The sequence below is a fragment of the Streptococcus sp. 21.1 genome (assembly GCF_016648635.1).
Classification (GTDB): Bacteria; Bacillota; Bacilli; order Lactobacillales; family Streptococcaceae; genus Streptococcus.
Window position 1 is genome coordinate 35,485 of the sequence record NZ_JACLQL010000006.1, and the last position, 24,908, is coordinate 60,392.

At 39.4% G+C, this 24,908-nt stretch carries 29 protein-coding genes and 1 riboswitch; of the genes, 26 read left to right on the top strand and 3 right to left on the bottom strand.

Features of this window, described 5'->3' with window-relative positions; translation table 11 throughout:
* The first annotated feature begins 2 nt into the window (after positions 1-2).
* The 9 genes from racE to yidD all read left to right on the top strand — a co-directional run bounded on the left by racE (position 3) and on the right by yidD (position 5,834).
* Positions 3-818, top strand: coding sequence for a glutamate racemase (racE, locus tag H7U01_RS05710; protein ID WP_037598968.1), 816 nt, complete (start codon positions 3-5; stop codon positions 816-818).
* Positions 811-1,785 (top strand): nucleoside-triphosphate diphosphatase, encoded by a 975-nt coding sequence (locus H7U01_RS05715; protein ID WP_037598970.1) that lies wholly within the window; start codon positions 811-813, stop codon positions 1,783-1,785. The genes racE and H7U01_RS05715 overlap by 8 nt, the downstream gene beginning before the upstream one ends.
* The gene (locus H7U01_RS05720; RefSeq protein ID WP_064525548.1) at positions 1,767-2,288 is read left to right on the top strand and encodes a metallophosphoesterase; all 522 of its coding nucleotides are present in this window, start codon (positions 1,767-1,769) and stop codon (positions 2,286-2,288) included. Before H7U01_RS05715 ends, H7U01_RS05720 begins: the two co-directional genes overlap by 19 nt.
* Positions 2,285-2,767: a cyclic-di-AMP-binding protein CbpB gene (gene cbpB, locus H7U01_RS05725; protein ID WP_037600258.1), complete on the top strand. Its 483-nt coding sequence runs from the start codon at positions 2,285-2,287 to the stop codon at positions 2,765-2,767. Before H7U01_RS05720 ends, cbpB begins: the two co-directional genes overlap by 4 nt.
* Positions 2,721-3,482 carry a site-specific tyrosine recombinase XerD gene (gene xerD, locus H7U01_RS05730; RefSeq protein WP_179969298.1) on the top strand — a complete coding sequence of 254 codons (762 nt, stop codon included), beginning with the start codon at positions 2,721-2,723 and terminating at the stop codon, positions 3,480-3,482. The genes cbpB and xerD overlap by 47 nt, the downstream gene beginning before the upstream one ends.
* Positions 3,482-4,195 carry a segregation/condensation protein A gene (locus tag H7U01_RS05735; protein ID WP_064525555.1) on the top strand — a complete coding sequence of 238 codons (714 nt, stop codon included), beginning with the start codon at positions 3,482-3,484 and terminating at the stop codon, positions 4,193-4,195. Before xerD ends, H7U01_RS05735 begins: the two co-directional genes overlap by 1 nt.
* Entirely contained in the window at positions 4,188-4,769 is a 582-nt protein-coding gene (gene scpB, locus H7U01_RS05740) for an SMC-Scp complex subunit ScpB (protein WP_155198343.1), read from the top strand. The genes H7U01_RS05735 and scpB overlap by 8 nt, the downstream gene beginning before the upstream one ends.
* A gap of 91 nt (positions 4,770-4,860) precedes the next feature.
* Positions 4,861-5,586 (top strand): pseudouridine synthase, encoded by a 726-nt coding sequence (locus H7U01_RS05745; RefSeq protein ID WP_002883686.1) that lies wholly within the window; start codon positions 4,861-4,863, stop codon positions 5,584-5,586.
* Entirely contained in the window at positions 5,586-5,834 is a 249-nt protein-coding gene (gene yidD, locus H7U01_RS05750; protein ID WP_002886534.1) for a membrane protein insertion efficiency factor YidD, read from the top strand. The genes H7U01_RS05745 and yidD overlap by 1 nt, the downstream gene beginning before the upstream one ends.
* A gap of 22 nt (positions 5,835-5,856) precedes the next feature.
* Here yidD and H7U01_RS05755 read toward each other — a convergent pair whose 3' ends face one another.
* The gene (locus H7U01_RS05755) at positions 5,857-7,296 is read right to left on the bottom strand and encodes a TrkH family potassium uptake protein (RefSeq protein ID WP_201041270.1); all 1,440 of its coding nucleotides are present in this window, start codon (positions 7,294-7,296) and stop codon (positions 5,857-5,859) included.
* Between the two features lie 6 nt (positions 7,297-7,302).
* Entirely contained in the window at positions 7,303-8,652 is a 1,350-nt protein-coding gene (trkA, locus tag H7U01_RS05760) for a Trk system potassium transporter TrkA (RefSeq protein WP_201041271.1), read from the bottom strand.
* 277 nt (positions 8,653-8,929) lie between these two features.
* Between trkA and H7U01_RS05765 the strand changes: the two genes are divergently transcribed.
* The 6 genes from H7U01_RS05765 (at position 8,930) to H7U01_RS05790 (ending at position 14,750) form a co-directional block, all read left to right on the top strand.
* Entirely contained in the window at positions 8,930-9,439 is a 510-nt protein-coding gene (locus H7U01_RS05765; RefSeq protein WP_021143543.1) for a tRNA (cytidine(34)-2'-O)-methyltransferase, read from the top strand.
* 106 nt (positions 9,440-9,545) lie between these two features.
* A riboswitch (FMN riboswitch) is annotated at positions 9,546-9,668 on the top strand.
* A gap of 81 nt (positions 9,669-9,749) precedes the next feature.
* Complete coding sequence (locus H7U01_RS05770; RefSeq protein WP_201041272.1) at positions 9,750-10,307, top strand: ECF transporter S component; 558 nt, start codon at positions 9,750-9,752, stop codon at positions 10,305-10,307.
* 2 nt (positions 10,308-10,309) lie between these two features.
* Positions 10,310-10,960, top strand: coding sequence for a phosphatase PAP2 family protein (locus H7U01_RS05775; protein WP_037598982.1), 651 nt, complete (start codon positions 10,310-10,312; stop codon positions 10,958-10,960).
* A gap of 177 nt (positions 10,961-11,137) precedes the next feature.
* Positions 11,138-12,037: an XRE family transcriptional regulator gene (locus tag H7U01_RS05780; RefSeq protein WP_201041273.1), complete on the top strand. Its 900-nt coding sequence runs from the start codon at positions 11,138-11,140 to the stop codon at positions 12,035-12,037.
* 174 nt (positions 12,038-12,211) lie between these two features.
* Positions 12,212-14,308 (top strand): peptide cleavage/export ABC transporter, encoded by a 2,097-nt coding sequence (locus tag H7U01_RS05785; RefSeq protein WP_201041274.1) that lies wholly within the window; start codon positions 12,212-12,214, stop codon positions 14,306-14,308.
* Positions 14,309-14,417: 109 nt separating this feature from the next.
* Positions 14,418-14,750 carry a DUF805 domain-containing protein gene (locus H7U01_RS05790; RefSeq protein ID WP_195187434.1) on the top strand — a complete coding sequence of 111 codons (333 nt, stop codon included), beginning with the start codon at positions 14,418-14,420 and terminating at the stop codon, positions 14,748-14,750.
* A gap of 51 nt (positions 14,751-14,801) precedes the next feature.
* Here the strand turns inward: H7U01_RS05790 and H7U01_RS05795 are convergent, their stop codons facing one another.
* Positions 14,802-16,196 carry a DUF4153 domain-containing protein gene (locus H7U01_RS05795; protein WP_260318082.1) on the bottom strand — a complete coding sequence of 465 codons (1,395 nt, stop codon included), beginning with the start codon at positions 16,194-16,196 and terminating at the stop codon, positions 14,802-14,804.
* Positions 16,197-16,601: 405 nt separating this feature from the next.
* Between H7U01_RS05795 and H7U01_RS05800 the strand changes: the two genes are divergently transcribed.
* From H7U01_RS05800 to H7U01_RS05850, 11 genes are all read left to right on the top strand, one after another.
* Positions 16,602-17,117, top strand: a complete 516-nt coding sequence (locus H7U01_RS05800; protein WP_002886548.1) for an AmiS/UreI family transporter — start codon at positions 16,602-16,604, stop codon at positions 17,115-17,117.
* Between the two features lie 24 nt (positions 17,118-17,141).
* Entirely contained in the window at positions 17,142-17,444 is a 303-nt protein-coding gene (locus H7U01_RS05805; RefSeq protein ID WP_002886558.1) for an urease subunit gamma, read from the top strand.
* 11 nt (positions 17,445-17,455) lie between these two features.
* Complete coding sequence (locus H7U01_RS05810; RefSeq protein WP_002886559.1) at positions 17,456-17,767, top strand: urease subunit beta; 312 nt, start codon at positions 17,456-17,458, stop codon at positions 17,765-17,767.
* A 15-nt stretch (positions 17,768-17,782) separates the two neighbouring features.
* Complete coding sequence (gene ureC, locus H7U01_RS05815) at positions 17,783-19,501, top strand: urease subunit alpha (protein ID WP_002886560.1); 1,719 nt, start codon at positions 17,783-17,785, stop codon at positions 19,499-19,501.
* Between the two features lie 140 nt (positions 19,502-19,641).
* Positions 19,642-20,094 carry an urease accessory protein UreE gene (gene ureE, locus H7U01_RS05820; protein WP_002949549.1) on the top strand — a complete coding sequence of 151 codons (453 nt, stop codon included), beginning with the start codon at positions 19,642-19,644 and terminating at the stop codon, positions 20,092-20,094.
* Positions 20,084-20,797, top strand: a complete 714-nt coding sequence (locus tag H7U01_RS05825; protein WP_002886562.1) for an urease accessory protein UreF — start codon at positions 20,084-20,086, stop codon at positions 20,795-20,797. The genes ureE and H7U01_RS05825 overlap by 11 nt, the downstream gene beginning before the upstream one ends.
* Positions 20,798-20,826: 29 nt before the next feature.
* On the top strand, positions 20,827-21,441 hold the full coding sequence (ureG, locus tag H7U01_RS05830) for an urease accessory protein UreG (RefSeq protein WP_002889928.1): 615 nt from the start codon (positions 20,827-20,829) through the stop codon (positions 21,439-21,441).
* A 1-nt stretch (position 21,442) separates the two neighbouring features.
* Entirely contained in the window at positions 21,443-22,282 is an 840-nt protein-coding gene (locus tag H7U01_RS05835) for an urease accessory protein UreD (RefSeq protein ID WP_014633882.1), read from the top strand.
* 3 nt (positions 22,283-22,285) lie between these two features.
* Entirely contained in the window at positions 22,286-23,263 is a 978-nt protein-coding gene (gene cbiM, locus H7U01_RS05840; protein ID WP_014633883.1) for a cobalt transporter CbiM, read from the top strand.
* Positions 23,260-24,039, top strand: a complete 780-nt coding sequence (locus H7U01_RS05845) for an energy-coupling factor transporter transmembrane component T (protein WP_014633884.1) — start codon at positions 23,260-23,262, stop codon at positions 24,037-24,039. Before cbiM ends, H7U01_RS05845 begins: the two co-directional genes overlap by 4 nt.
* Position 24,040: 1 nt before the next feature.
* Positions 24,041-24,757: an ABC transporter ATP-binding protein gene (locus tag H7U01_RS05850; RefSeq protein ID WP_014633885.1), complete on the top strand. Its 717-nt coding sequence runs from the start codon at positions 24,041-24,043 to the stop codon at positions 24,755-24,757.
* Positions 24,758-24,908 lie beyond the last annotated feature (151 nt).

Here is a 24,908-nt window from a genome sequence, read left to right on the forward strand (position 1 = left end):
AGATGGATAATCGACCTATAGGATTTTTAGATTCTGGTGTCGGAGGACTGACGGTGGTACGTGAACTTAAACGTCAGTTGCCTCACGAGTCTATTGTTTATATTGGTGACTCTGCTAGGGCGCCGTATGGTCCTAGACCAGCAGAACAAATCAGAGAGTATACCTGGCAGTTGGTTAAATTTCTTCTGACCAAAGATGTAAAAATGATCGTTATTGCTTGTAATACGGCAACAGCAGTAGTTTGGGAGGAAATCAAAGGAGCCTTGGATATCCCAGTGCTAGGTGTGGTTTTGCCTGGTTCTAGTGCTGCCATTAAGTCTAGTCAATCGGGTCATATTGGCGTCATTGGGACTCCTATGACGATTGCCTCTAACATCTATGAACAAAAAATTAAGCATCTGGCACCACAAATGAATGTCTTGAGTTTATCTTGTCCTCGCTTTGCCCCTATTGTTGAATCCAATGAAATTAACTCAAGTGTGGCTAAAAAGATTGTTTATGAGAGCATGGCACCTTTAGTCGGCAAGGTAGATACCTTGGTTTTGGGCTGCACCCATTACCCACTTTTACGTCCTATCATCCAGAATGTTATGGGGCCAAGTGTCAAGCTAATTGATAGCGGAGCTGAAACAGTTCGTGATGTTTCCGTTTTGCTCAATTATTTTGAAATTAATCGTAGCCGTGAAGTCGAAGACAAGACGGAAGAATATTACACCACAGCTAGTGTGCTTGGTTTTAAAGAAATCGCAGAACAATGGCTGGGTGAAGAAGTTGCTGTCCAACATGTCGATTTGGACAAGGAGTTAGAAAATGACTAAATCAATTTTAGAATATAAAGACGAACAAGACTGGTATTTGGCTAGTTTTGGAAGCTACAATCACTTGACTTGTTTTGGTGGTGATGAGGCCTATGAACAATTTGTTGACCTTTTCCAAGCCTTGACTAACGTTTTGGCTGTTAGTGGTTTCCAGTTACATATTGCTAAACATTCTTCAGACCTTCGCTTGGTATCCTTTATTTTGGATTGCTTGAAAGAGCAAACTGGTCGAGACCTAGCTGTTACGCCACATCAAGGGGCCTTGGTAGTTAGTGAAGGAGATAAGCTTGTCTATGTTCATGTGCCTAGAGAAGGTGTCACCTTGAGTGATTTCTTTGGTTCTGATAACAAATCAGATTTTGGTGATATCCTATTGATTGCGACACGCAATGAAGGAAAAACTAAGGAATTTCGTAAACTATTTGGAAAACTAGGCATTAAGGTAGAGAATCTTAATGATTATCCAGACCTTCCTGAAGTTGCTGAAACAGGTATGACCTTTGAGGAAAATGCACGCTTGAAGGCGGAGACCATTTCTGAATTAACTGGTAAAATGGTCCTTTCAGATGACTCTGGTTTGCAGGTAGATGTTCTTGGAGGCTTACCAGGTGTTTGGTCTGCGCGCTTTGCAGGCCCTGATGCCACAGATGCTGAAAATAATGCTAAATTATTGCACGAGCTCGCTATGGTGCTTGATGATAGCAAACGTACGGCGAACTTCCATACAACCCTAGTTGTTGCAGCACCTGGACGTGATAGTTTGGTTGTTGATGCCGACTGGAAGGGTTATATTGGCCGAGAACCTAAAGGTGACAATGGTTTTGGTTATGATCCTCTCTTTTTAGTTGGTAATACGGGTAAAACAGCAGCAGAGCTTTCTGCAGAAGAGAAAAATGAACAATCTCACCGTGGACAAGCTGTTAAGAAACTTATGGAGGTCTTCCCAGCATGGCAGAACAAACAATAATCGTAATGAGCGACTCCCATGGGGATCGTGATATTGTAGCAGATATAAAAAATCGTTATCAAGGAAAGGTGGATGCCATTTTCCACAACGGAGATTCGGAGTTAGAATCAAGTGATCCTGTTTGGAAAGGTATCTATGTAGTTCGAGGAAACTGTGATTATGATTCAGGTTATCCAGAACGTTTGGTCGTTAAACTTGGAGATGTGATTATTGCACAAACACATGGTCATCTCTATGGCATTAATTTTACCTGGGACAAGTTAGATCTTTGGGCGCAACAAGAGGATGCTGATATTTGTCTTTATGGCCACTTGCATGCGGCAACAGCTTGGCGAAATGGTAAAACAGTGTTTATCAATCCAGGTTCTGTTTTACAGCCACGTGGGCCTATACATGAGAAACTTTATGCAAAGGTGATTATAAACGATGCAAAAATTCGTGTGGAATATTACACACGTGACCATGAACTTTATTCAGAACTTACACAGGAATTTGAACGATGATTGCTAAAGAATTTGAAGATTTTTTGTTGGCTCGTTTAGATAATTATTTAATTCCATCAGATCAGGTTGCTATTTTTATTGATAGTCATAACGCTAATCATGTGGTTTTGCTTTTGACGAGTAACGGTTATTCGCGCGTTCCCGTTTTGACTAAGGATAAGCATTATCTTGGGACCATATCTTTGACAGATATTAAGCGTTATCAAGATGAACATAACTTGCAAGAGTGGGAGATGGTTAACCATGATATCGGGCCGATGACATCAGATGTCGTGGAAACAGTGGAAGATAATGCTAATCTAAACGAGGTAATGCATAAGCTAGTTGATAATCCTTTCCTTCCTGTGGTTGATAGCCAAGGTATTTTCAAAGGAATTATCACACGAAAATCGATTCTAAAGGCGGTTAATAGCCTCTTACATGACTTTACACATGACTATATCATCATTCCAAAAACAACTGACAACTCAGATCACTGATTTTCTGTCTACTAAGGTCATTTCAGAGAGTTCAAAGCAAGCTTATGCTTATGATCTTAAGCAGTTTACAACTTTGATTTCAGGACAAATTGATCAAACCACTTTAAAGCTCTATGAAAACCAACTCAAGGAATGGAAACCATCCGTACAAAAACGTAAGCGCTCTGCGGTCAATCAATTTTTACTATATCTCTATCAAAAGGGTGAATTAGCGAAATTTTTCAAACTATCAGAGATGGTAACGCTACCTTCTCAGGAGGATAAGTTGCAGATACTGGATCTTTCGTCGCTTTACGAGGGACGTGAAGGGGCTGGGAAACTGGCCTGTCTGCTGATTCTAGAGTTGGGGCTCTTGCCTTCAGAGATTTTGGAGTTGAACTGGTCCGATATCGACTTGGATTTTGGTGTTTTAACTGTGGCCAAGGGAACGACTAAGCGTGTTCTTAGACTTGAAGCAGATTTGAAACAGTATTTGTTGGCTATTAAAGATGTGAACAGTCAGGGATTGCTTTTGGGTAAGGTCTATACTCGACAATGGCTGTATAAGCAAATCCAGACTTATGTTAGTGGCTGTGGCTTATCGAATGTAACTGCTCAAGTCTTGCGTCAGCAATTTATTCTTAGACAAATTGAAAAGGGAACGGGCGCCTTTGAACTTGCTCGTTTACTGGGACTAAAAAGTCCAGTGACCTTGGAGAAATACTATAAAATCTAATGGATATTAAGTTAAAAGATTTTGAGGGGCCACTGGATTTGTTGCTCCATCTGGTTTCTAAGTATGAGGTAGATATTTACGATGTCCCCATTGTTGAGGTTATTGAGCAATACTTGGCTTATTTGGCAACCTTGCAAGCCATGAAGCTTGAAGTTGCTGGGGAATATATGCTTATGGCTAGTCAGCTCATGCTGATTAAGAGTCGTAAGCTTCTGCCGACAGTGGTGGAAGCTGAGCCAGAAGCAGATGATCCAGAACTAGAGCTCTTGAGTCAGTTGGAAGAATATGCACGCTTCAAAGCAGCTAGTCAAGAGTTGGCTAAGCAGCATGAAGTGCGGGCTCAGTATTTTTCAAAACCAAAAGTTGAATTAGTTTATGAAGATGTGACGCTGAATCAGGATAAGACCATTCAAGACATTTTCTTGGCTTTTTCAAAAATCATGACTGAAAAGCAAGAAGAAATTCGGCGAAACCACACGACCATTGCACGTGACGATTATAAAATTGAAGACATGATGCTGATTATTGAGGAAGCATTTGGCTCAAAAAATGAGCTATATCTGGATGAACTTTTCACAGATGCTAAAGATATGAATCAAGTAATCACCCTCTTTTTGGCAACTCTTGAATTGATTAAGGTACATCGCATATCAGTACAACAGGAAACAATTTTTGGCACAATCACACTAAGAAAGGAATGGACGAATGAGTAGTCACTTAGCACGATTAGAAGCTTTACTTTTTGTGGCTGGTGAAGATGGTCTTAGTCTACGTACTATGGCACAGCTTTTGGAAATGCCAGTGACGGGTATGACTCAGTCTTTGGAGAAATTGCAAGCTAAGTACGAGGCAGATGAGGATTCAGCTCTGTGTTTATTGGAATCATCAAACACCTATAAGTTAGTGACTAAACCAGATTTTGCAAGTCTCCTTCGTGACTATTCTAAAACGCCTATTAACCAGAGTTTATCACGAGCGAGTCTTGAGGTCCTCTCTATAGTTGCGTATAAACAGCCTATTACACGTGCTGAAGTCGATGACATTAGAGGTGTTAATTCTAGTGGTGCTATTGCTAAACTTCAGGCCTTTGATCTTATTCAAGAGGCTGGTAAAAAGGATGCTGTCGGTCGTCCTAACCTATATGCGACTACTGATTATTTCCTAGACTATATGGGCATTAACAGTTTAGACGAGCTTGTGGCGATTGATCAACTAGAACTTGAAGATCAAGAAACGAGTCTCTTTAGGGAAGATGCTTCAGAGGAGCTTGAGGACTTGGACAATTAATAGTAAACCTTGTTGAAACTAATCATTAAAAATAAAGAAACATAGCAGAGATGCTAGGTAGAAAGGATATAGCTTAAGCTGTAGAAAAAGAATGCGAATTAATAAATATATTGCCCACGCTGGTGTGGCTAGCCGTCGTAAGGCTGAGGAACTGATTAAAGAGGGTCGTGTGACCCTAAATGGTAAGACCGTTACGGAATTGGCAACAATTGTCAAAAATGGTGATATTGTTGAGGTAAATGGTAGCCCAATTTATAATGAAGAGAAGGTCTATTATCTTCTTAATAAACCACGAGGGGTTATTTCTTCGGTATCTGATGAGAAAAATCGTAAGACGGTGATTGACCTCATGCCCCACGTTAAGGAACGTATCTACCCTGTTGGTCGTCTTGACTGGGATACGACAGGTCTTCTTATTTTGACTAATGATGGTGACTTTACCGATAAGATGATTCACCCACGTAATGAGATTGACAAGGTTTATTTGGCGCGTGTCAAAGGTATTGCGACCAAGGAGAACCTTCGTCCTTTGACTCGTGGTGTGGTCATTGATGGTAAGAAAACAAAACCAGCACGTTACAATATTATCAAAGTAGACCATGAAAAGAACCGTTCAGTTGTTGAATTGACAATTCATGAAGGGCGTAACCACCAGGTTAAGAAAATGTTTGAATCAGTGGGCTTGCTTGTTGATAAGTTGTCACGTACGCGTTTTGGTACCCTTGATTTAACAGGGCTTCGCCCAGGTGAATCACGCCGTCTGAATAAGAAAGAAATCAGTCAGCTTCATAACGCTGCTGTCAATAAGGTTAAATAATGAAAAGATTTCTGATTGCTTTAGTAAGGGCTTATCAGAGATGGATTTCTCCCCTATTTCCACCCTCTTGCCGTTTTCGTCCAACTTGTTCGGTTTATATGATCCAAGCAATAGAAATGCACGGTTTAAAGGGAGTTCTTATGGGAGTTGCCCGTATCTTAAGATGTCACCCTTTATCAGAGACTGGCGATGATCCGGTGCCAGATTATTTTAGTCTAAAACGTAATAAAACTCCTTTGGATAAATGAATCCAAAGGAGTTTTTCTATGCTTAAGTTTTTGACCAAGTTTTTGGCAGGAAGAGGAGTAGTAAAGGATAAATTTCCAAACGTCCTGCAATCATAGCAAATCCCATGATAAGCTTAGACAAAGGACTGAAAATAGCAAAGCTATCACTCGTTCCAAGTAAAGGTCCAATATTGTTAAAGGTTGAAGCAGCAGCGCTTGTCACAATCAAGAGGTCTTGATTATCCAGTGATAAAACAGTGACTAAACTTAGTATAATGAGTACATATACAGCTAAATATTTAAGAACACTGTGCTGAGTTTCTTTATCGAGAACACTTCCATTGATATGAAGTGACAGGATACGATTAGGATAGAGACTAGCCAGGGTCTGATTTCGTGCAATCTTAGCAATAATCATAGCACGGATAACCTTGAAACCACCGGCAGTAGAACCTGCTGATCCCCCGATAAACATCAGGAGGAGTAGGATATACTGAGAAAAGAGTGGCCATTTGGTAATATCCGTTAGACCAAAACCGGTTGTTGTGATGATAGTTGACACTTCGAAAAATGAGTATTTGAAAGAGTCAGCCAAATTGTGGTAAATCCCAAAAATATTGAGGATAATCAAACCAGTTGAAATAGCCACAATCGCAAAGTAGGTACGTAGTTCTTCATCTTGGAAGAAAAACTTGATTTTACGAAGGAGAATATAGAAATAAAGGTTGAAGTTAACCCCAAAGAGTAGGGTACCAACAGTAACTACATAGGTAATCAGATCGCTGTGGTAGTGGGCAATAGAGTCATTATAGACAGCAAATCCCCCAGTACCTGCGCCCCCCATAGCAGTGATGATACTATCAAAGATTGGCATACCGCAAAGCCAGAGAATAACAGCAAAAATAACAAACATAGTCAGATAGATGATGTAAAGAATCTGAGCTGTATTTTTGAGCTTGGCAACGACTTTACCAAATACTGGACCAGGCACCTCTGCACGCATAACCTCATGGTGACCATTTTTACTGTTGTTCATGATGGCTAGGGCAAAAACCAATACCCCCATCCCTCCAATCAAGTGGGCGAAGCTTCGCCAGAAAAGTAGGGAGTGGGTAAGTACTCCAGTATCTGTGAGAATAGTAGCCCCCGTGGTTGTGAAACCAGAGCTCATCTCAAAAAAGGCATCAATGACACTTGGAATCTGACCAGCAAAGACGAAGGGCAATCCTCCAAAGAAAGACCAGAGTACCCAACAGAGGGCTACAATAAGCATTCCTTCTTTGGTGTAAATATGGTAGTTCTTCGGTTTAAAGAGAGTACCAAGCACCCCGAGAAAGAGGAGAATCCCCATCGTACCCAAGATGCTGGCAAATACTTTAGCATTTTCTTGATAAATAAGAGCGACGATAAGTGGCACAACCAAGAGAGCAGCCTCAATCAGCAGGAGCTTGGCAATAAGAAAACGGACAATAGAACGATTCATGGCAGCTTACCTCTTCAACAAGTCGTAAATGTGAGTTACATTTTGTAAGAGTGTAACAACCACGATTTTATCCCCGATAGCGAGCCTGTCTTCTCCTGTTGGGAAAATAGATTTTCCATTGCGGATAATAGCAGCGATAAGGACACCGTTAGCAAGTTCAAGCTCAGAAAGTTTCTTTCCGGCGATTTTGTTATTTTCCTTAATTTGGAATTGCAAGGTTTCGATACGACCATTAGCCACATGGTGAAGGGCATCAAGACTAGAGTCTTTGGCATTAAAACGCCCGCGTACAAAGTGCATTACAGTGTCAACAGCGATACTCTTAGGAGTGACAATTGTTGTTGTCTCACGTGGATCGATAATCTCTAAGAGACTAGTACGGTTAACCTTAGTAATATTCTTGTGAATACCAAGGCTTTCGAGGAACATAGAGGTAATGATATTTTCCTCATCTACTCCGGTTAGGGTAGCTACGGCATCATAACTGGCTGCACTTTCCTCGAGAAGAAGGTCTTTAGCAGTACCGTCACCTAAGATCACAGAAACTTCAGGGAAGACCTGACTAAAGGTTTGCGCACGGTCCATTTTTTGCTCAATCAATTTGACCTTAATACGATTGTTTTTCAAGATATTGAGCAAGTAGTAGGAGATGCGCCCAGCACCAATCAACAAAAGTTTTTTGATGCTTTTTGGCTTAATGTAACTGTGGAAAAGTGCCATATCAACACGTTTACCAGTGACATAAATCTTATCCCCAATTTGCATGGTAGCATTTCCATCTGGAATGATGAGTTCACCCTGACGGTGAATCGTACAAACTAGAATATTGCCGAATTTCCTACGGAATTGTTCCATTGTCATACCAGATAATTGGCTATTTTCAGTAACTTTAAATGCCATAAGAATAACGCGTCCATTAGCAAAAGTTTCAACTGATAGGGCGTTTGGAAATTCAACTGTATTGGCAATATAGCGAGCTGTTAAAAGTTCAGGGTTAACTACTAATGAGAATCCAAGAAAGTTTTTGTCTTTGAAATAAGCATTAGAGTATTCTGGGTTACGTACGCGAACAATAGTTTCTTTGGCACCCATTTGTTTAGCCAGAACCGCTGAAATCATGTTCACTTCATCTTTATCGGTCATTGCGATAAAGACGTCACAGTTGCTAACCTCGGCTTGTTCCAAAATTTTAAAATTAGCCCCATTTCCAGCAAAGCCCATAACATCATAGCGTTTGCTGAGGCGTTTGAGGACCTCTTCCTTTTCTTCAATTAAAATAACATCGTGCTTCTCTTCAACAAGAGAACGACAGAGTGCGGTACCGACCTTACCGGCACCTACGACAATAATACGCATGAGTTACCTCCAAATAATCATTACTATGATACTCTATTTTAGCGGAAAAATCATCCTTTTCAGCTAGCTTTATCAACCATTCCTATTTAAGTAAATAAAGGTGAAATTTTTCTTTAAATAGTATTGACTTTTAGACCAGAAGTGCTAAAATATATTCAAAGATTCGTTATTTTAAATCTAACCTGTCATGATTTAAGCTAATGAACGTCCACAACCATGTCGTCTGCTGAGCTTGACTCCGGGCGACATGGTATTTTTTATGTCTAGGAGAATTGAGATGTCACGTAATCATATTGTCTTGTTTGAACCTCGTATTCCACAAAACACCGGAAATATTGCACGTACCTGTGCAGCGACTAATAGCCCTCTTCATATCATCCGTCCTATGGGCTTTCCAATTGATGACAAGAAAATGAAACGTGCAGGTTTAGACTACTGGGATAAGCTTGACATCACTTATTATGACAATTTGGCAGATTTCATGTCTAAAAATCAAGAGGGTCGTTTGCATTTAGTCACGAAATTTGCGGATAAGACTTATTCAGAAGAGGCCTATGCCGATGGTGAAGACCACTATTTTATGTTTGGTCGTGAAGATACAGGCCTACCTGAAGATTTTATGCGTGAGCATCCTGAAAAAGCTATTCGTATTCCGATGAATGATGAACATGTGCGTAGTCTAAATGTGTCCAATACTGTTTGTATGATTGTTTACGAAGCGCTTCGTCAGCAACAATTTGAGGGGCTAGAGCTGAGTCACCGTTATCAACACGATAAATTAAAATAGATACTTCATTTTGTTTTAAAAGAATAATTATAGTCATTGACTATCAACAGATTAGAAATCCATAATTTGAAAACCTTGTCACCAAGGTTTTTTTATGTTATCCTTAAAAGGTCTTCAGGGCAGGGTGAAACTCCCGACCGGCGGTGATTCTTTGGATAAGTCCGCGAGCGCAAGCTGATGAGGTGTGATTCCTCAACCGACAGTATAGTCTGGATGGAAGAAGACCAGTCTTTTTGCGTAGGCTTTTTTTGGCATGGGCAAATCCATTGGGAACTTCTTTCAAATTGTTAAAATTTGGAGGAATTTTTTTATGATAAACACACGTAAATTGGCTTACATTGCCATTTTATCTGCAGTTTCATTCTTGTTGCTTTATTTTTCATTTCCATTGATTCCAGCAGCAGATTTTTTGAAGGTTGATTTTTCAATCCTTCCTGTTCTTATTGCCTTGGTCATCTTTGATTTTAAGAGTGCCATCGGTGTTCTCTTGCTTCGTTCATTGTTGAAGCTCTTGCTAAACAATGGTGGACCAGGATCAATGATTGGACTTCCTATGAATTTTGTTGCTCTAGGCGTCTTTGTTTGGGGCCTAAGCTATTTTTGGAAGAAAAATCAAACAAGCAAGAATTATATTCTTGGTTCTGTTTTAGGAACTGTCTTGCTTACAGTTGTTATGGTTATTCTTAACTATATTTATGCATTACCACTCTATGCTAAATTTGCCAACTTTGATATTGCGCAATTTATAGGTCTCTATAAATACCTTTTCGCTATGGTAGTACCTTTCAATTTACTTGAAGGTTTGATTTTTGCAGTAGCCTTTGCTTTGATTTATGCTCCACTTAAGTCTATTCTAGTAAAATTATAAATATGAAACACAAACACACACATTATACTTATGCTTCTTTTGCCTTATTGTTATTTGTTGCTCTCGGTTATATGGTTAAGTTCTATCCTGAAGCCTTGACAGGATTTGATAGCAACATTCAAACTTGGGTTCGAGGAGGCTTACCAGCAGGATTGACACGCTTTTTTAAAACTATTACCATGCTTGGGAATACGCCTGTACAGGCTATTATTGCAATCGTAGCAGTCATCTGGCTTTATCTACGTCAGTATAAATCAGAAGCTATCTTTGTGGGAGCCAGTGGGCTTCTCGCTAGTATCTTGATTGTAAGTTTGAAGTATATTTATCAGCGTCAGCGCCCATCAATTACGCATTTAGTGCATGCTAGTGGTTATTCTTTCCCTAGTGGTCATTCTTTGGGAACTTTTATGATTCTTGGAGCAATTGCCATTGTCCTTGCTCAGCGTTTGGAGAAAAAAGAATCTAAAATAGTAGTTTATGCTATTACTGGACTTCTTATTTTCCTTGTTGGACTTTCGCGTATTTATGTGGGTGTGCATTATCCAACAGATGTTTTAGCTGGCTTTACCTTAGCCTTTGGGTTGCTTAATGCGATTTATCCAACTTATGACCGCATTCGCTTTGAATGGCGATTCCAAAGTAAACAGAAATAAAAAAACATGTAGTTTTGAACTGCATGTTTTTTGATACAAAGGAAGGTCCTTCCTATATAAAATGTATAAAAATAGCTTATTTTCACTATTATTCTGTTAAAAATGCATTAACTATATATTAATTATATTACAATTATGATATAATGTTTTTAAAATTTTGAAATAAAGGAGAGTCTCTTGAACATAAAAGACAGCATTGGACTAAGAATCAAAACTGAGCGTGAATGTCAGCAGATGTCACGTGAAGTGCTATGTTTAGATGGTGCGGAATTGACTGTTCGTCAGTTAATTCGCATTGAAAAAGGGGAGTCGCTCCCGTCTTTGGATAAATTATCTTATATTGCAAAACGTCTAGGAAAAAATATGACCGATTTATTGGATCATGATAATATTACTATCCCTGACGAATACTACGAGATGAAGAATCGTCTGATTAAGTTTCCAACGTATAGAAATCCAGAAAGAATAAAGGCTAAACTTGCCTTAATTGAGGAGGTTTATGAGAAATTCTTTGAACTTCTCCCAGAAGAAGAATTGTTAACTCTAGATATTTTGGAAAATATTTTGAGTTTTACTAGTTGGGAAGAGAGTCCTAAAGTTGAGGAGATATATGAAGACTTATTTGAACAAGTCAAAAGGAAGAGGAAATTCTCAACTAACGATTTATTAGTTATTGACTACTATTTCTTCCATCTTTATGGAAGAAAACAGTATGATAAAAAACTTTTTGAAAGAATCGTAAAGAGAGTATTAAATCAGGAAATTTGGACAGATGATGTCTATAATATTGTTTTGTTTAATGATTTGATGGCTATCGCTGCTTTGAAGATTTTTCACAATTCCTTCTCAGACTTCTTAACAGTTGTGGATAAAGCCTTAGCTGTTATAGAAAAATCACAATTTTATAGTTATAAACCTAGTGTTTTTGTTCTCAAAGCCAAATATGAACTTCTTCATAAAGGAAACAAGAAAGAGGCTGCAGAAAATTACAATAAGGCCATAATGTTTGCTTCCGTTTTAGAAGACTCGGTGCTAGAAGAAAGTATAAAGGCAGGTAAAGCGGCAGATGGTTTATAGAAATGGTGGTGACATAAATGTCACTACTTTTTTAATGGTTAAATGTTTACTATAGAAACATAACTAACAGTTAAAAGGAGTTTTATTTTGAAAAAACTAAAATTATTTACACTATTCTCACTACTTATCACTATCTTGCCTTATTTTGCAGGTTGTCTTTAATAAGGAGTCACCATGTCAAAATATCCATATATTTCACAGGTTGATCAGCGTGATTGTGGTGTCGCTGCCTTGGCCATGATTCTCAAACACTATGGTTCATCTTATAGTTTAGCTTATTTGCGAGAGTTGGCTCAGACTTCTCGTGAAGGTACTTCTGCGCTTGGTTTGGTGGAAGCGGCCAAGCAGTTGGGTCTTGAAACTCAGGCTATTCGTGCGGATTTAGACTTGTTTAAACAAAAAAAACTATCTTATCCTTTTATTGTACATGTGGTTAAAGAAGGTGGGCTGCAACATTATTATACGGTGTTTGGTCAAATTAAGGGGCAGCTTATTATTGGTGATCCAGATCCTAGCAAGAAGGTCATTAAAATACCCTTAGAGGAATTTGCCAAAGAGTGGACGGGAGTTTCTCTCTTTTTTGTTCCAGGAGAAACCTACACTAAATACAAAGAAGATGTACCTGGACTTCTTTCATTTTTACCAATTTTGTTTCGTCGTAAGGGTTTGATTGCAGTTATTGTCTTGCTGAGTTTTCTAGTGACCCTTGTTAATATTATTGGTTCTTATTATTTGCAAGCTATTATCGACCGCTTGATTCCTCAGGGGGCCTATAATCTTCTGACCATGATTTCACTAGGCTTATGTATCTCTTATCTTGCTCAACAAGTTTTTACTTTTTTCAAAGATTATCTTCTACATCGATTGGGTAATTACCTGTCCATTGCTGTCATTCTTCCATATATCAAGCATGTCCTTTCCCTGCCTATTAGTTTCTTTAGTTCACGTCGTACTGGTGAAATCACGTCACGTTTTGGAGATGCCAACACCATTATCGATGCTCTAGCTTCAACGATTTTATCGATTTTTCTAGATGTGACCATTGTGATGACTCTAGCTGTGGCTCTTATTGTACAAAATCAGTCACTTTTTTTGATGACTCTCACGGTAGTTCCTCTTTATGTTTTAATCATTCTGGCATTCTATAAGCTTTTTGAAAAGGAAAATTATCAATTGATGGAGGCAAATAGTCAGGTCAATACCGCTGTTATTGATGATTTGCGAGGCATTGAAACCTTAAAATCCTTGAGAGTTGAAGAGAGACGCTATCAGGAAATTGAGGTGAAATTCCATGACTATTTGAAGAAGTCTTTGTCTAAGGCCAAGTGGCAATTAACGCAGGATGGTTTAAAGACAGGGGTTCAGTTAGTTTCCAATGTCTTTATCCTCTGGTATGGGGCACAATTAGTCATGGAAGGACAGCTATCTGCAGGTCAGTTGATTACCTATAATATGTTGCTGAATTATTTTACAACTCCTTTAATTAATATTATCAATCTCCAATCCAAAATTCAGCAAGCCAAAGTAGCCAATAATCGTCTTCAAGAAGTTTATGTTGTGGATAAGGAAGAAAAAGGAAAACTTAAAGAGTTATCCTTTAAACAACTTGCTCTTAAGGGGGTCAGTCACCGTTTTAGTTATCAGCAAGAGACGCTTAGTAAGATTGATTTAACAATCCATAAGGGTGAGAAAATCGCCCTCATGGGTAAAAGTGGATCTGGGAAAACGACCTTGGCTAAAATGTTGTCGGGTTATTACACAAAATCTAGTGGTCATGTAACCCTAGATAAAGATGCTATTAGCCATGCGGAGCTGCGTCAAATGGTGACTTACGTTCCCCAGCAGACCTATGTGTTTACAGGCACCATTTTAGAAAATCTGCTATTAGGATTTGAAGGAGAAGTTGACGAGAAAAAGCTTCTTAAAGTTTGCCAACAAGCTGATATCTTAGAGGATATTCAAAAAATGCCACAAGGTTTTCAGACCCAAGTATCTGAAGATGGTGGTCTATCTGGTGGTCAAAAACAACGCTTGGCGATAGCGAGGGCCCTCTTGTCCCAGCAGCCTATCTTGATTTTTGACGAAGCTACCAGTGGTCTCGATAGTGATACTGAAAGCAGGGTCATGGCTAATCTTGCTAAGATTAAACGAACAATGATTTTTATTGCTCACCGCAATAGTGTCCGTCAACATGTCAGTCGTGTGGTGACCATGGTGAGTGGCCAGATTGAGTCAGACAGTCCTAATTTCAATCCATTCCAGTTTATTTAAAATAATCTTCCTATTATATATGATAAAACTTAAGAAGTCTAAATATTCACATCTTGCACCTATCTCCTTAATATAGTATACTGGTAGCATACTATTAAGAGGTGTAAACATGTTAGAGGCATATAAAAATTTTTGGTTAGGCTATATTGATTTTTATGGTCGTACAAAACGATCAGACTATTGGTGGGTTGTCTTGATTAATGGAGTTATTGGTACTTTAATTTTCCTACTGATGGACTTCCTTGGAGAAACAAAGGCTGCTGGCTTTACATTAACAGCTTTCATTTTATTTATAGCAGCAACGGCGCTTCCTACAATTTCTATTCAGATTCGTCGTCTACGTGATGCCAATTTCAATGTTGCGTGGATTGTATTAAAAGCGACACCACTACTAGTAGTGCTTTGGGTGATGTATGCCTTTCCTACAAGAAATTCAAAATAACTCCAATATAAAAAGGGTGAAACTAGTTAATCTAGTTCCACTCTTTTTTTCTTATAAAATAAAGCTACCTAAGAGGCTAATGAGGGTAAAGCTGATAGTTGCATAAAATATAGCGAGACGAGTTGCCTGAATAGGTTTATAGAGTCGAATAAGTGTTAGGACACACCAAATAAAGAGTACTGTGACAAACCAACCTGACAATAAGCGACGTGGCGTCACACCATAGAGTGCCATATAAACGCCAAAGAGTTTCCAGCCAGCGATAAGGGCAAAGAGGCTAGCAAAAGTAAAGAGTAGGGTGCTTAAGAAACGAAGCCCTTTGTGGGTGAAGAAATTTTCTTTAGAAAAAATGTAAAGTCCAGCTAGGATTCCTAAGTTGAGGGTAGAAACTCGAACCAATTGCCAGAAGCCTTGAACCGCAATATGTGAGGCTTGATGGGCTGGAATGCTGGCTTGGTTGAGAGAAAGGAGTTCTCCCATTTGACTAGTGGCAGTTAATATGAATAGGGCATAAGTGAAGCAGAGGCTTCCGAGTACGATATAAGCTGCTACTTTTGGGAACTGACGGGTCGCTTTAAGATGGCCTTCAAATCGTTTTTGACTGAGTGGCTTTTCTTTTGCCAAATAGGTTGCAGCGAGTTGAGCAAAAAGTCCTAGAGCCAGAGGGATACTGCTTATTAAACGAGAGAACAATAATCCGTTGTCCTTGAAGGTGAGGGTGAAATCAAGTAGAGAAGTTAGTGTCTGGAAGAAGTGTCGCCAAAGATCTCCGAAAGCAGGCAAGACCTGACTAAGCTGACTAGCAGCGAATACAGTCAGTACCAAGGCTATCATGATACTAATGAAAATCATCCATTTGTGGTTATGAACTGCGTGTTTTTCTTCTTCGGAGAGTTCTTGTTTAGGTGCTGTTTTATATAGGAGTGTCCAGGCTCCGATAAAGAAATATTTTAGCGGGAAGATGCAGCTGGTGTATATGAGGTCTAGCCAAACCATAATTCCCAAACGGTCTTGACTACTTTGTCCAGTGCGTGCCATTAAGTAAAGGAGGATACTCGCATGAAGGCAAAGAATCTGAGTGCTCCCCCAGTTGTCGTGCAGACCCCAGAGACTAATTTGTAAACTTTGGAGGAGACTAGTGACCATAAATATTCCCGATTCAAGTCGCATTCCCTTTGCTTTTCCACCTAATAGGCGACAGCCTAGCTCAATCGTACTGATCAAGACAAGGGTTGCTGGAAAGGCAAAGGAAAAATGGGTCAAGTAAGTGACATACAGGAAGCAGGACACAAGACAGGCGACAATCAGTCCCTTAATTTTCCAAATGTCTTTTGGTGAAAAATGTTCCAAGAATTTCTTGGTTTTGGTTTGAAGACTAGTCTTTTCGTCGGAATATTCCTGGGAGACTAGCTGTAAATCAGTAGTGTAGTTATTTGTTTCCATCATAATTCTCCTTTTGGATTTTTGTCCAAAAAAGACTTTATCATAAAAAACGTTTGACTTTGTTACCCAACTGTAAAATTACTAAAAATAGGTCTATGGACTTAGGTCTGGAGAATGAGTTGGAAAAATAGGCGAGAAAAAAATATAATGCTCACATTGGATGATAGATTGTACGGACTATATTGTCAGAAACAGTCAAATACTAAAGGAAGCTTTTTATAGATTAACTGTTTATTTATCTGGGATTAAGCAAAGGACTCCTATTGAGAATTACCAACTGTAATGTGATTTTTTGACACCACATGTTAGCTTGATTAACATGTAAATGTTGCAAAATTTCTGAAAATTCGTTGACATGTGTTGTCAAAGTAGTATGATATTAACATAAAAGAAACTTAGGAGGTTCTTATGTTAGGTGTCATCCTACTCTATGTTGGTATGGTTTTGATGAGTAATGGACTCCATCGTTTAGAGGGTATTCCTGATAAATCAAATGTTGTCATGAATATCTTTACGGGTGGTTTGGGTTTGATTCTCAACATTATTGTCATTGCTTATGGAGCTTGTACAGGGCAAGGCGCTGAATGGTTTTATGGTAGCGCCACTGGTCTTTTATTTGCCTTCACCTACCTTTACTCAGCTATCAATACGATTTTCGATTTTGATCAACGTTTGTATGGGTGGTTTAGTTTATTTGTGGCAATTAATACGCTACCAGCAGGGATTCTTTGCTTAACATCTGGATACGGTGGTAATGCTTGGTATGGTATTATTTGGTTCTTGTGGGGTATTCTATGGCTAACTGCCTTTATTGAAATTAACCTTAAGAAGAACCTAGGAAAATTTGTCCCTTACCTAGCTATTTTTGAAGGAATTGTAACAGCTTGGATTCCAGGGCTTTTGATGCTTTGGGGCAAGTGGTAAGCATTGATTTAAGGAGGAAAAACGATGCAATTGACAATGCGTGAGCAGGAAAAAATGATGATTAGCCTTGCGGCTATGATTGCTCAACGACGTAAAGATAAAGGAATCAAATTGAATCATCCAGAAGCGGTTGCTTTGATTACAGACTATGTGCTTGAAGGTGCAAGAGAAGGTAAAACTGTTGCCCAATTGATGGATGAAGCTCGCAATCTTTTAACACGTGAAGATGTTATGGAAGGTATTGCGGAAATGATTCCAATGATTCAAGTTGAAGCTACTTTTACGGACAGTACAAAACTGGTTACTGTTCATGATCCTATTCAGTAAGGAGAAATGTAATGATTCCAGGTGAATACCATGTGGCGAGTGAGCCAATTGATTATAACGGTGGTTACGAAGCCATTAGTCTTGAAGTGAAAAATGTGGGTGACCGTGCTGCTCAAGTGGGCTCTCACTACCATTTTTATGAAGCAAACGAAGCTGGTCTTCAATTTGATCGTGAAAAGGCGCGAGGCAAACGTCTAGATATTCCAGCAGGTACAGCCATTCGTTTTGAGCCAGGTGAAACGAAAACAGTACAACTTATTGACTTTGGAGGGAAACGTCGTATTTTTGGTTTCAATAACAAGGTCAATGGTTTCTTAGACTAGAAAGAGGACAAATCGATGAGTTTTAAAATGGATCGTGAAGAGTATGCTCAACACTACGGACCAACTGTAGGTGATAGCGTACGTCTTGGAGATACCAATCTTTTTGCAGCCATTGAAAAAGACTTTACTGTTTATGGACAGGAATCTAAGTTCGGTGGCGGTAAAGTTTTGCGTGATGGTATGGGTGTTAGTGCTACGGAAACGCGTGACAATCCATCAGTTGTTGATACCATTATTACAGGTGCAACCATCATTGACTATACAGGTATTATTAAAGCGGATATCGGTATTCGTGATGGTAAGATTGTTGCTATCGGTCGCGGTGGTAACCCAGATACAATGGACAATGTGGACTTTGTTGTGGGTGCTAGTACAGAAGCCATTGCTGCTGAAGGTTTGATTGTGACTGCTGGTGGTATTGACCTTCACGTGCACTATATTTCTGCCGACCTTCCAGAATTTGGTTTGGATAACGGGATTACTACCCTCTTTGGTGGTGGTACTGGTCCTGCTGACGGAAGTAATGCAACAACATGTACACCAGGTAAATTCCATATTACTCGTATGTTGCAAGCTGTTGATGATATGCCTGCTAACTTTGGTTTCCTTGCTAAAGGTGTTGGTTCTGAGACTGAAGTGGTTGAAGAGCAAATTAAAGCTGGTGCAGCAGGAATTAAGACACACGAGGACTGGGGTGCGACTTACGCAGGTATTGATAATTCCCTTAAAGTTGCGGATAAATACGATGTTTCTTTTGCGGTCCACACTGACTCTTTGAATGAAGGTGGATTTATGGAAAATACTTTGGAATCCTTCCAAGGTCGTACCGTTCATACCTTCCACACCGAAGGTTCAGGTGGTGGACATGCTCCAGATATCATGGTCTTTGCTGGTAAGGAAAATATTTTGCCATCATCAACTAATCCAACTAACCCATACACTACAAATGCCATTGGTGAGTTGTTAGATATGGTTATGGTTTGTCACCACTTGGATCCAAAAATCCCAGAAGACGTCTCATTTGCTGAATCACGTGTACGTAAACAAACTGTGGCTGCAGAAGACGTTCTTCACGATATGGGTGCCCTTAGTATCATGACTTCAGATGCCATGGCAATGGGACGTGTCGGTGAAGTAGCCATGCGTTGTTGGCAACTAGCTGATAAGATGAAGGCTCAGCGTGGTCCACTTGAAGGGGATTCAGAGTTTAACGATAATAACCGTATCAAACGTTACGTGGCTAAATATACAATTAACCCTGCCATCACTAACGGTATTGCAGACTATATCGGTTCTGTAGAAGTTGGTAAATTTGCAGATTTGGTTATCTGGGAACCAGCACAATTTGGTGCAAAACCTAAGTTGGTGCTTAAGGGTGGTATGTTAACTTATGGTGTTATGGGTGACGCTGGTTCAAGTCTTCCAACGCCTCAACCACGTATCATGCGTAAATTATATGGTGCTTACGGTCAAGCGGTTCATGAAACAAATCTTACATTTGTCTCTCAATATGCTTATGATCACGGTATCAAAGAAGAAATTGGTTTGAATAAGATTGTTCTTCCTGTTAAGAATACGCGTAACTTGACTAAGCGTGATATGAAGCTTAATGACTACGCTCCAAAAACAATCCGTATCGATCCACAGACCTTTGATGTCTTTATTGATGATGAGTTGGTTACTTGTGAACCAATCCATACGACATCATTGTCTCAACGTTATTTCTTGTTCTAAGGAAGACGCTATATAAATGAGGCTGGAATTTTTCCTCCAACCTCTTTTGTGTTTTATAGCCATAACGTTTTTAGTGCTTTATTAAGTTGCTATATGAGTTTGATGCTAGATTTTTAAAATGTAATAGAAAAGGAAAAAGTATGATTTTTACAAAAGTAGACGCTCTTGTTAAAGATATCGATGTGGACAAATACCATATTGAAACAGTCATTCTTTCGAGCGATGACCTTAACAAAAAAATTATTCGTGTGAAGAGTGATCATGGGAATGAATTTGGTATTCGTCTTGATAAGGGACAAAAATTGCAAAATGGCTCTGCCTTTTTTATCGATGATCACCATGTCCTAGCTATTGGTGTTGAGTCACAGGATTTGATTGTCATTTCACCTAAAGATATGGATGAAATGGGAATCACAGCTCATATTCTTGGAAATACTCATAAACCGATTGAGGTGAAAGACGCCAAGATTTATTTAGAGGTTGACCCAGTTGTAGAGCAAGTCTTGACTCAAAAAGAGATTGCCTACACGATTGAAGAAGTGGTCCTTGATAAGCCCCTACGCCATGTGAATTTAACTGCCCATGAACATTAATCCCTTTGCTAATGTGTCTTTGCAAGATTATCTTGAAATTGTGCAAATTGTCGATTCAACCTTTCCAATTGGATCGTTTAACCACTCTTTTGGGATGGAAAATTATCTGCGCGAAGACACTGTAACAGATGATAAAGGTTACGAGGAGTGGCAAGAAGCCTATTTAGCTAGTCAGTTTAAATATGGTGAAGGTCTTGTAATCAAATTGGTTTATGATGCTATGGCTACAGACAACTTAGAGCAGGTTTGGCATTATGATAAGGTCTTGACAGTTTCGACGCAAGCGCGTGAAACAAGACAGGGGACTAAAATGATTGCTAAACAAATGCTTCGACTTATTCAAAGGCTCCATGCTATTCCGGTATTGGATGACTATCAGTCCAAAATACGTAAGGGTGAGGTCTTCGGCAATCCAGCTATTGTCTTTGCACTCTATGTGTTTAACAAGGGCTTGGGATGTAGTGAAGCTATTGCACTTTATGGCTATAGCGTGATTTCGACGATGGTTCAAAATGCTGTTCGTGCCATTCCACTTGGACAGTTTGCTGGACAAGAGATTGTTTTACGTAGCTTTTCACAATTAGAAAAAATGACACAAGAAATTCAAGAACTGGATGCGTCCTACCTTGGGGCCAATACGCCTGGTCTTGAATTAGCTCAGATGAAACATGAAACACAGGTATTCCGCCTATTCATGTCCTAAAATATCAACAAGGTTGAGAGGAAAAAACAATGACAAAACGTACTGTAATTATTGGAGTTGGTGGACCTGTTGGTTCAGGTAAAACCCTTTTGCTTGAGCGTCTTACACGACGTATGTCCGACTTAAATTTAGCAGTTATTACTAACGATATCTATACAAAAGAAGATGCTCTTTTCTTGGCTAAAAATTCAAGCTTAGATGAAGACCGTATCATTGGTGTAGAAACTGGTGGATGTCCTCATACTGCTATTCGTGAAGATGCCTCTATGAACTTTGAAGCGATTGAAACTCTTCAAGAGCGCTTTAACCATGATTTGGATGTTATTTTCCTTGAAAGTGGTGGGGATAACTTGGCTGCGACCTTCAGTCCTGATTTGGTTGATTTCACCATTTATATTATTGACGTTGCTCAGGGTGAAAAAATCCCACGTAAGGCTGGTCAAGGGATGATTAAGAGTGATTTGTTCTTGATCAATAAGACTGACCTTGCTCCTTATGTTGGAGCCAACCTAGACCGTATGCGTGAAGATACCCTTCATTTCCGTAACGAAGATTCTTTCATTTTCACAAATTTGAATAATGATGACAATGTTAAGGAAGTGGAAGAATGGATTCGTAAGAATTTCCTACTAGAGGACTTGTAAGATGACACAAGCATACGATGGCTTTGTCCATCTTGGATTTTCAAACCGAAATGGTCGTACAATTTCCCACAAGAAATACCAAGAAGGCAACTCTCGAGTATCGGCGGATAATTCAGATGCCAACGGTGTTCCTTACTATTTCCTCATTAATATGGGTGGGGGATTTGTCGAGGGTGAGCAGTATCAAGTGACCATTGATGTTAATAAAGATGCTCATGCCTTGGTAACAACCCAAACACCTACCTATGTTTACAAGTGTGAGAAAGGACAGTTGACACATCAGAATACGTCCATCACACTTGAAGAAAATAGCTATTTGGAGTACATGGCTGATGAAGTCATTCCCTATTTAAAATCACGCTATTTCCAAACAAGTCGTATTGATATGGATAAGTCTGCCCACTTGATTTATTCAGATGGTGTGACGGCAGGTTGGTCTCATGAGGATTTGCCGTTTCAATACCATTATTTTCGTAATTTGACACAAATCTACCAAGATGATGAGCTTGTTTATAGCGATCAGACCCTCTTAGAGCCTCAGAAACAAGATATGTTTAAACTTGGTTATTTTGAAGGCTGGCGTAATTATAATAGTTTGGTAATGGTGTCACCAAATATTGACGAGGCTTTTGTTAAGGCTTTGCAGAAGCGCTTAGAAGATCTGGATTTAGAGTCTGATTTTGCTATTTCATCCTTAGATATCCCAGGTCTGGTGTTACGTATCTTAGGAAAAACTGCTGAGGATAATCGTCGCGTCATTTATGCCTGTGCAGACTATTTTAGACAAGAAATACATGGATTAACCCCTTTGAATTTAAGAAAAAATGATATGAGGAGATAAAAAATGCATATTCCTGAAAATTACCTAAGCCCTACGACTTGTGCGGCAATGGGGGCAGTTATGTTGCCTATTTGGTATAAGGCTGTCAAGGAGGTAAAGGTTAAAGTTGATACGGATAAAAAAACGATTCCTATGTTGGGAATCGGGACTTCCTTGTCCTTCCTTATCATGATGTTTAATCTTCCAGCCCCAGGTGGAACGAGTGCCCATGCTGTTGGAGCAGTGTTAATTGCTATATTGTTAGGACCTTGGGCTTCCTGTTTAGCAGTTAGTGTGGCCCTAGCTATGCAGGCCTTACTCTTTGGTGATGGTGGAATCTTGGCCTTTGGCGCAAACGCCTTTTGTATGGCCGTTGTTATGCCATTTGTAGGTTATGCTGTTTATAAACTCTTGAATAAGTGGACAAAGAACAGGATAATTGCCAGCTTTTTTGGAGGTTATATTGGGATTGTAGCTGCGGCCCTGACTGTTGCAGTTTTATTAGGAATTCAGCCTATTCTCTTTAAAGATAGTAGTGGTAATCCGCTTTACAACCCATACCCTTTGAGAGTGACACTTCCAGTAATGGGCTTGACTCACCTCCTCATCGGTCTGGTAGAAGGATTCTTCACAGCTGGTGTTCAAGAATTCATTGAACGTTTGAATATTGATAATGCTCAGGAACTAACGACTAAAAAACTACGTCCTTTATTGCTCTTTATCCTAGCCTTGATTATCCTAACACCACTTGGTTTATTGGCGACGGGAACAGCTTTTGCGGAATGGGATGTCAAAGAGTTGGTAGAAAAATTGGCTCATTATCATGTGGAAGCCCAAGCGCCAAAAGGAATGTTGAATGGTTTCTCATTCAATGCCCTCTTCCCAGATTATAGTATCGCAGGTGTTCCAGAAGTCTTGGGTTATATTCTGAGCGCTGCTTCTGCTGTTTTGATTTTCTTCATCCTCTATCGCTTGATTTTCGGTAGAAAGGTTGAAAAATGATTCTGCCAGAATGGATGTCGGAAGAGCGCCCGGTAGTCACTAAAGTCGGTAGAAATAACTTTCTTATCCGGAATCGTCACCATCTGGAAGCTCTGCTTCAAAAGTTTGAAACGCATCCTTTAAAAGTAGCATCAGTCTTTCATCCAACAGCTAAGGTTTTACTGCTCTTTTTCTTACTTATTTCAGTAGGAATTAGCCGCAATCTCACGGTTTTGTGGATTCTGGCTTTGTTTTTAGGAGCTGGGGTGGCTTTTCTACCACATTCTGTTTTAGTAAGAACCTTGAAAAAGACTGTAGTGTTGTTGATTTTTCCTTTAGTTCTTTATCTACCGCATCTCTTACTTAGCGGAGGTCAATCGCTCTTTCTTTTTAGACTTCCTTTGATTGCCGTAGCCATTGCTTATTATTCAGAGACGAGTACAATAAGTGAGATGTTAGCGGCATTAAAAGGGTTGCATTTTCCTGATCTTGTTCTGCTCCAGTTAGATATCACCATAAAATATATCGATGTCTTTGGAAAACAATTGATGGATTTGCTCAAAGGGATTGAAGCGCGAAGCTTTGGTGGCAATCATCGTTTCCGGATTGGAAGTAATATCTGGGGAATTTTATACCTTAAAGCCATACGCTATGGTGAGGAACTGACTCAAGCCATGGAAGCACGTTGCTTTGTCGGTGAGTATGTCAAGTCATCACAGTCATTCACATGGAAGGATTGGCTGGCCTTGATAAGTCTAGTAGCAGTGATTTTAGGACAGATTCTGTTAGGAGGATGAGATGTTTCAATTGAATCAAGTGGCCTGTGCCTATGAACAAAAAAAGGTCTTTACTGGTCTTGATTTGGAGATTAGACAAGGACAATATGTGATGTTGATGGGAGAAAATGGGACTGGGAAATCAAGTCTTATCAGTTTATTAACCGGCTTCAAGCAGGAAGAATCTGGACGCATTCTTTTCTTAGGGAAGGACCTCAAAGAATGGCTGAAGGACAAACGTCAAAAACGAGATTTTTATAGCCGCCTCGGAATCCTCTTTCAGGATGTGGATAGCCAATTATTTAATAGTACTGTCTATGATGAGATTGCTTTTGGACCTCGTCAGCTAGGTCTGACCGAAGAAGAAGTCTCACAGCGGGTCCAAGACACACTATCCCTACTGAAAATTGAAGATTTACGGGATCGCGTTCCCTATCAACTGTCTGGTGGAGAAAAGAAGAAAGTGGCCTTTGCCAGTATCATGGTAACGAATCCAGATGTCTATATTCTTGATGAACCCTTCAATAATCTTTCTAAAGAATATGAAGAATTTTTTAGGGAACTTCTACATGAGCTTCATTCAGCTGGGAAAACCATTATCATGTCTGCTCATCACTTTAAGCACCTTCATCATGAAAAGGCTGATGTTCTTCTTTTTGAAGATGGCAAAGCTGATTTCTTTCCTGCCCAGGAAGTGCTCAATAATCAGCAAGTAATTGAGCGTTTGTCACATTATTAATTAGGAATAAGGTAGAAAATCGTTATTGGTTTTCTGCTTTTTTCTTGTCAAACAATTGATATTTTTAGGTGATAGTATTTTCTTATCACCTTGATTATGTTTAAGTATTAGTTAAGCTTAGTGAATTCTGTTACAATAAAAACAATCAATC

Coding starts and splice junctions, on each gene's coding strand:
- H7U01_RS05825 (WP_002886562.1), top strand. CDS start 20,084: ATGAACATTAATCCCTTTGCTAATGTGTCTTTGCAAGATTATCTTGAA.
- H7U01_RS05765 (WP_021143543.1), top strand. CDS start 8,930: ATGTCACGTAATCATATTGTCTTGTTTGAACCTCGTATTCCACAAAAC.
- H7U01_RS05755 (WP_201041270.1), bottom strand. CDS start 7,296: ATGAATCGTTCTATTGTCCGTTTTCTTATTGCCAAGCTCCTGCTGATT.
- H7U01_RS05775 (WP_037598982.1), top strand. CDS start 10,310: ATGAAACACAAACACACACATTATACTTATGCTTCTTTTGCCTTATTG.
- H7U01_RS05800 (WP_002886548.1), top strand. CDS start 16,602: ATGTTAGGTGTCATCCTACTCTATGTTGGTATGGTTTTGATGAGTAAT.
- cbiM (WP_014633883.1), top strand. CDS start 22,286: ATGCATATTCCTGAAAATTACCTAAGCCCTACGACTTGTGCGGCAATG.
- ureC (WP_002886560.1), top strand. CDS start 17,783: ATGAGTTTTAAAATGGATCGTGAAGAGTATGCTCAACACTACGGACCA.
- H7U01_RS05835 (WP_014633882.1), top strand. CDS start 21,443: ATGACACAAGCATACGATGGCTTTGTCCATCTTGGATTTTCAAACCGA.
- ureG (WP_002889928.1), top strand. CDS start 20,827: ATGACAAAACGTACTGTAATTATTGGAGTTGGTGGACCTGTTGGTTCA.
- H7U01_RS05850 (WP_014633885.1), top strand. CDS start 24,041: ATGTTTCAATTGAATCAAGTGGCCTGTGCCTATGAACAAAAAAAGGTC.
- trkA (WP_201041271.1), bottom strand. CDS start 8,652: ATGCGTATTATTGTCGTAGGTGCCGGTAAGGTCGGTACCGCACTCTGT.
- racE (WP_037598968.1), top strand. CDS start 3: ATGGATAATCGACCTATAGGATTTTTAGATTCTGGTGTCGGAGGACTG.
- H7U01_RS05785 (WP_201041274.1), top strand. CDS start 12,212: ATGTCAAAATATCCATATATTTCACAGGTTGATCAGCGTGATTGTGGT.
- xerD (WP_179969298.1), top strand. CDS start 2,721: ATGACTATATCATCATTCCAAAAACAACTGACAACTCAGATCACTGAT.
- H7U01_RS05790 (WP_195187434.1), top strand. CDS start 14,418: ATGTTAGAGGCATATAAAAATTTTTGGTTAGGCTATATTGATTTTTAT.
- H7U01_RS05795 (WP_260318082.1), bottom strand. CDS start 16,196: ATGATGGAAACAAATAACTACACTACTGATTTACAGCTAGTCTCCCAG.
- H7U01_RS05845 (WP_014633884.1), top strand. CDS start 23,260: ATGATTCTGCCAGAATGGATGTCGGAAGAGCGCCCGGTAGTCACTAAA.
- H7U01_RS05745 (WP_002883686.1), top strand. CDS start 4,861: ATGCGAATTAATAAATATATTGCCCACGCTGGTGTGGCTAGCCGTCGT.
- cbpB (WP_037600258.1), top strand. CDS start 2,285: ATGATTGCTAAAGAATTTGAAGATTTTTTGTTGGCTCGTTTAGATAAT.
- scpB (WP_155198343.1), top strand. CDS start 4,188: ATGAGTAGTCACTTAGCACGATTAGAAGCTTTACTTTTTGTGGCTGGT.
- H7U01_RS05805 (WP_002886558.1), top strand. CDS start 17,142: ATGCAATTGACAATGCGTGAGCAGGAAAAAATGATGATTAGCCTTGCG.
- ureE (WP_002949549.1), top strand. CDS start 19,642: ATGATTTTTACAAAAGTAGACGCTCTTGTTAAAGATATCGATGTGGAC.
- H7U01_RS05735 (WP_064525555.1), top strand. CDS start 3,482: ATGGATATTAAGTTAAAAGATTTTGAGGGGCCACTGGATTTGTTGCTC.
- H7U01_RS05770 (WP_201041272.1), top strand. CDS start 9,750: ATGATAAACACACGTAAATTGGCTTACATTGCCATTTTATCTGCAGTT.
- H7U01_RS05715 (WP_037598970.1), top strand. CDS start 811: ATGACTAAATCAATTTTAGAATATAAAGACGAACAAGACTGGTATTTG.
- H7U01_RS05720 (WP_064525548.1), top strand. CDS start 1,767: ATGGCAGAACAAACAATAATCGTAATGAGCGACTCCCATGGGGATCGT.
- yidD (WP_002886534.1), top strand. CDS start 5,586: ATGAAAAGATTTCTGATTGCTTTAGTAAGGGCTTATCAGAGATGGATT.
- H7U01_RS05810 (WP_002886559.1), top strand. CDS start 17,456: ATGATTCCAGGTGAATACCATGTGGCGAGTGAGCCAATTGATTATAAC.